This is a genomic window from Nodosilinea sp. LEGE 07298 (genome assembly GCF_015207265.1).
In the GTDB taxonomy this organism is placed as follows: Bacteria; Cyanobacteriota; Cyanobacteriia; order Phormidesmidales; family Phormidesmidaceae; genus Nodosilinea.
In genome coordinates, this window is sequence record NZ_JADEXE010000407.1 from 1 (window position 1) to 4916 (window position 4916).

The following is a 4916-nucleotide window of genomic DNA, read 5'->3' on the forward strand; positions in this document are numbered from 1 at the left end:
GCCCCTTTGAACAACTCAACGGTTTCCGCTATCACGACAACTGGGTGCGCAACCTGCTGATTGCCTCTTCGTTAAATGGCAGAAGGCCGTTGCCCAGGAAAGCCGACACAAAATAAGTTGGAACTAGGGGTGAATGTTAAGCCCGATCAGGTTTAGGGCTAGCTTAAGGTCAGGCTGCGGTACGATGACCGCAAGCTTTTTTCTAATCTTCTGGTGGCCGTCATGTCCGTATCCACAACTGCATTGCAAGAGGTGCGACAACGCGATCGCGCCTGCCTGGAAGCCCACAACCCCTACCAGCAGCTCCAGGCGCTCCACGAGATTTGGCCAATCGTGGCTGAGAAATACGGCGATACGGTAGCCCTCAACGATCCTCACTACAAGCCCGCCGCTACCCTGACCTATCGCCAGATGGCCGAGGCGATTCGCACCTTTGCCAGCGGCTTGCAGGCCCTAGGGGTGGAGAATCGTACCCACGTGGCCCTATTTGCCGACAACAGCCACCGCTGGTTCATTGCTGATCAGGGCATTATGACGGCTGGCGGCATGAATGCCGTACGCAGCGCCACCGCCGAGAAAGAAGAGCTAGTCTATATCGCCGGGCATAGCGAGAGCACGGTGCTAGTCGTAGAAACCCTAGCACTGCTAAAGCACCTGCAAGACCGCCTCAATGCCCTGCCAATTAACCTGGTAATTTTGCTTTCCGACGAAGAACCGCCCGCCGATGAGCGCCTCAAAATTCTCAACTTTAGTCAGCTGATGGCCCTAGGGCAGGAGCGCCCTTACACCCCAGTCACCATCAGGCCCGAAGACCTGGCTACGCTGATCTATACCTCTGGCACTACTGGCCAGCCCAAAGGGGTCATGCTCAGCCACCGCAACCTGCTGCACCAGATCAACACCCTAGAGTCGGTGGTGCAGCCCGAGCCGGGCGATCGCATCGTGGGTATTTTGCCCTCCTGGCACAGCTTTGAGCGCACCGCCGAATATTTTCTACTGTCGCGGGGCTGCACCCAGACCTACAGCAGCATTCGCCACCTCAAGGCCGACCTCAAGGCTACCAAGCCCCAGTACATGGTCGGGGTACCTCGCCTGTGGGAGTCAATTTATGAAGGAGCGCAGAAGCAGTTTCGCGAGCAAAGCCCCGGCAAGCAAAAGCTGATTTTCACCTTCTTTGGCCTCAGTCAGCGCTACGTCGAAAACCTCTGGCGCTACCAGGACATGAAAATTGACGAGCCTAGCCTACCGTCGCCAAAGCGGCTGGGATCAGGGCTGACGGCGCTGGCTCTATGGCCCCTGCACCAGCTGGGCAAAAAGCTGGTCTATGGCAAGGTGAGCGAAGCCACTGGCGGTCAGGTCAAGCAGCTGATTAGCGGCGGCGGCTCCCTGGCCCGGCACATTGATATTTTCTTTGAAATTATTGGCGTACAGCTGATCGTGGGCTATGGTCTTACCGAAACCGCCCCTGTGCTCTCGGCCCGCAGGCCCTGGCGCAACCTGCGTGGGGCAGCGGGGCAGCCCATTCCTTTTACCGAAATTAAGGTAGTAGATCTCGACACCCGTCAGGAATTACCCCAGGGCGGCCAGGGCCTGGTGCTGGCACGGGGGCCACAAATTATGGAGGGCTACTACCGCAACCCCGAGGCGACCCAAAAGGCGATCGACCCCGAGGGCTGGTTCGACACGGGCGACCTGGGCTGGATTAGCCGCGACGGCAACCTGGTGCTGACCGGGCGGGCCAAAGATACGATTGTGCTCACCAACGGCGAAAACATTGAGCCTCAGCCGATCGAAGATGCCTGCATTCGCAGCAAGTACATCGATCAGATCATGCTGGTGGGCCAAGATCAGCGATCGCTGGGCGCGCTAATCGTGCCCAATCTGGAAGCGCTACAGGCCTGGGCAGCGGCTCAATCTCTCTTTGTGGCCGTACCTGGAGATGACACCTCAGCTCCTGCCAACTGCATTGCCATTACCCTTGACGACGAGCGAGTGCAGAAACTGTTTCGCAGTGAACTCAGCCGCGAGGTCAAAGATCGTCCCGGCTACCGTCCCGACGATCGCGTCGGCCCCTTCCGCCTGATTCTGGAGCCATTCTCTATTGAAAACGGCCTGCTCACCCAAACTCTTAAAGTGCGTCGCCCCGTGGTTACGGCCCGGTATCGCGATATGATTGACGCGATGTTTGTGTAGCTGTGGGTGGTGTAAAGACTTCACTAACCTACGGCTGTGCCCTGTGGAATAGTCCGGTCACAGGCCCCAGTGGTCGTAGTCGGTGTTGGTGATTTCTTTATTACGTCAAAGATTATGGATGAGAATCAATCGTTGCTGCTCAAGCGAGTAGTCAATATTAAGGCGATCGTAACCGCCCTTTGGAAAGAAGAGGCTCAAAAGCAGCTGCAAGCCCAAATTAACCAGGTTGACGGTCGTCTACAGCAGCTCGAAATGCAGGGTCAGCGCATGGTGGCCGAGCTGCAAAAGCAGGCTGAAACCCAGCCCAACAGCCCAGCGATTCAGCAGCAGATGGGCAATATTCAAAATCAGCTGAACCAAGACAAAAGCAAGCTGCTACAGCAAAAAAACCAGAGCCTACAGCAGCTTCAGGAGGTACAGACCATTGCGATCGATGCCGAAGTCGAACAGGGTAAGGTTGAAAGCTTCTTCAACGTATCGGTAGGCGACAACCTGGTTCGCAAGCTCCAAGTCGAGATTCTAATCAAGGACGGCGTGATTCAAGAGATTCGCGGCGAGCTGTAGTCCCAGCGGCGGTTGAACGTTTGAGCGTTTAAACGTTCTGAGGGTTCAGCCTTGGGGATAGAATAAATCGTTGGTATAGCAATCGCCACCTGGCTTAGGACATGGCAACAGCGGGATACTTTAGAGTGGCAATTGCGAGCCAGCTAGTGTCCCAGCCTGGGCTGAGCTACCTGGTCACGTCCTAGACCAGCTGGCCAGCGCTATATCCCTGCTGCTCTATCGTTTTTTTAGTCCTGTTTCGGAAGCCAACTCCATGATTCGCGAAGTCTTCATGCCCGCCCTGAGCTCGACCATGACCGAAGGCAAGATTGTGTCTTGGGTCAAATCTCCTGGCGACAGGATTGAAAAGGGCGAAACCGTGGTGATTGTCGAGTCTGACAAGGCTGACATGGATGTGGAATCGTTCCACGAAGGCATTTTGGCAGCCATTGTGGTGGAGGCAGGGGGGACGGCCCCGGTGGGCGAGGCGATCGCCCTGCTGGCCGAAACCGAAGCAGAAGTTGACGCCGCTAAGCAGCAGGCTGCCGCTAAGGCCGGTGCCCTCGGCGGTGATGCTGTATCCGCCCCGGCGGCCCCCGTTGCCGTGGCTGAAGCACCCGCTCCGGCAGCCCAAAATGGCGCATCCTCCGGCAGCCCAAGTGGTCGAGTCGTTATTTCTCCCCGCGCCCGCAAGCTGGCCAAAGACCTTAAGGTAGACCTCACCACCCTCCAGGGCAGTGGTCCCCACGGTCGCATTGTGGCCCAGGATGTCGAACTGGCGGCGGGCAAAACCCCCACTACCTCGGGGCCAGTGGCGACACCTATAGCTGCTGTGGCACCTCCGGTCGCCGCCCCCGTTCCCGCGCCGCCCCCAGCTGCTCCTGTTCCCAGCACTGCGCCCCTGGGGCAGGTGGTGCCTTTCAACACCCTGCAGCAGGCCGTCACTCGCAATATGGTGGCCAGCCTGGCGGTACCTACTTTCCACGTGGGCTACACCATTACCACCGACAACTTAGATGCTCTCTACAAGCAGATCAAATCTAAGGGCGTCACCATGACTGGTCTGCTGGCCAAGGCGGTAGCCGTCACCCTGCAAAAGCATCCGCTGCTCAACGCAGGCTTTACCGAGCAGGGTATTCAGTACCGGTCAGGCATTAATATCTCCGTGGCGGTGGCAATGGAAGGCGGCGGTTTAATTACCCCCGTGCTGAAAAATGCCGACCAATACGATATTTATTCGCTCTCGCGCACCTGGGCCGATCTGGTAGCGCGATCGCGCTCTAAGCAGCTTCAGCCCGATGAGTACAACTCGGGCACCTTTACCCTGTCGAACCTGGGCATGTTTGGGGTCGATCGCTTTGACGCCATTTTGCCGCCGGGGCAGGGGTCGATTTTGGCGATCGGGGCCTCGCGCCCCACGGTGGTGGCTACCGCCGACGGTCTGATGGGCGTTAAGCGACAAATGCAGGTCAACATTACCTGCGACCACCGCGTCATCTACGGAGCCGATGCTGCCGCCTTCCTGAAAGATCTGGCCAATGTGATTGAAAACAATCCCCAGTCCTTGACCCTATAGCCAATGTGGCTTCTGATCTGTGCTGGCTGGTTGTTTCAGGGACTGGCCAGCCCAGGTTTTTAGAGTGATATTCTGAAGGCAGCTTGCCCTCAGTACGGACTGTCTATGAATTCAGTCGATCTTGCCTTCCTGCCCGCCCTTGAACAGGCTCGGCTGATTCGCGCTAAAGAAATTTCTCCCCTAGAGCTCACAGAGATTTACCTCAGCCGCATTGAACGCCTCAACCCAGCCCTGGGGGCCTACGTAACAGTAGTGGCAGAACAGGCTCTAGCCGATGCCAAGGCCAAAACCGAGCACCTAGCGAGTAATCCTGACGATTTGCCCCCCCTGTTTGGGGTCACGGTGTCGGTCAAAGATTTGAACCCGGTGGAGGGAGTGGCCTGCGCCTACGGGCTTAAGGCGGCCTGCGATCGCATTGCCAACCAGGACGACTACATCGTCGGCAAGCTGCGCCAGGCCGGGCTAGTGATTTTGGGTAAAACCGCGACGTCTCAGCTCGGGTCACTGCCCTACACCGAGCCGCCGGGCTTTCCGCCTGCCCGCAACCCGTGGAATTTGGACTACACGCCGGGCGGCTCTAGCGGTGGCGGGGCAGCGGCACTGG

At 57.8% G+C, this 4916-nt stretch carries 4 protein-coding genes; all 4 read left to right on the plus strand.

Annotated elements, in window-relative coordinates; genetic code table 11:
* Nucleotides 1-222 precede the first annotated feature (222 nt).
* Nucleotides 223-2193 (plus strand): long-chain fatty acid--CoA ligase, encoded by a 1971-nt coding sequence (locus tag IQ273_RS30445; RefSeq protein ID WP_194026836.1) that lies wholly within the window; start codon nt 223-225, stop codon nt 2191-2193.
* A gap of 114 nt (nt 2194-2307) precedes the next feature.
* The gene (locus IQ273_RS30450) at nt 2308-2757 is read left to right on the plus strand and encodes a YlqD family protein (protein ID WP_194026837.1); all 450 of its coding nucleotides are present in this window, start codon (nt 2308-2310) and stop codon (nt 2755-2757) included.
* 253 nt (nt 2758-3010) lie between these two features.
* Nucleotides 3011-4312 (plus strand): dihydrolipoamide acetyltransferase family protein, encoded by a 1302-nt coding sequence (locus IQ273_RS30455; RefSeq protein WP_194026838.1) that lies wholly within the window; start codon nt 3011-3013, stop codon nt 4310-4312.
* A 105-nt stretch (nt 4313-4417) separates the two neighbouring features.
* Nucleotides 4418-4916 (plus strand): amidase (locus IQ273_RS30460; RefSeq protein ID WP_194026839.1); only part of this gene is annotated, 499 nt, incomplete at its 3' end.

What these genes read in the sequence shown, in the direction of transcription:
- IQ273_RS30450 (WP_194026837.1), top strand. Translation starts at nt 2,308, where the DNA reads ATGGATGAGAATCAATCGTTGCTGCTCAAGCGAGTAGTCAATATTAAG.
- IQ273_RS30445 (WP_194026836.1), top strand. Translation starts at nt 223, where the DNA reads ATGTCCGTATCCACAACTGCATTGCAAGAGGTGCGACAACGCGATCGC.
- IQ273_RS30455 (WP_194026838.1), top strand. Translation starts at nt 3,011, where the DNA reads ATGATTCGCGAAGTCTTCATGCCCGCCCTGAGCTCGACCATGACCGAA.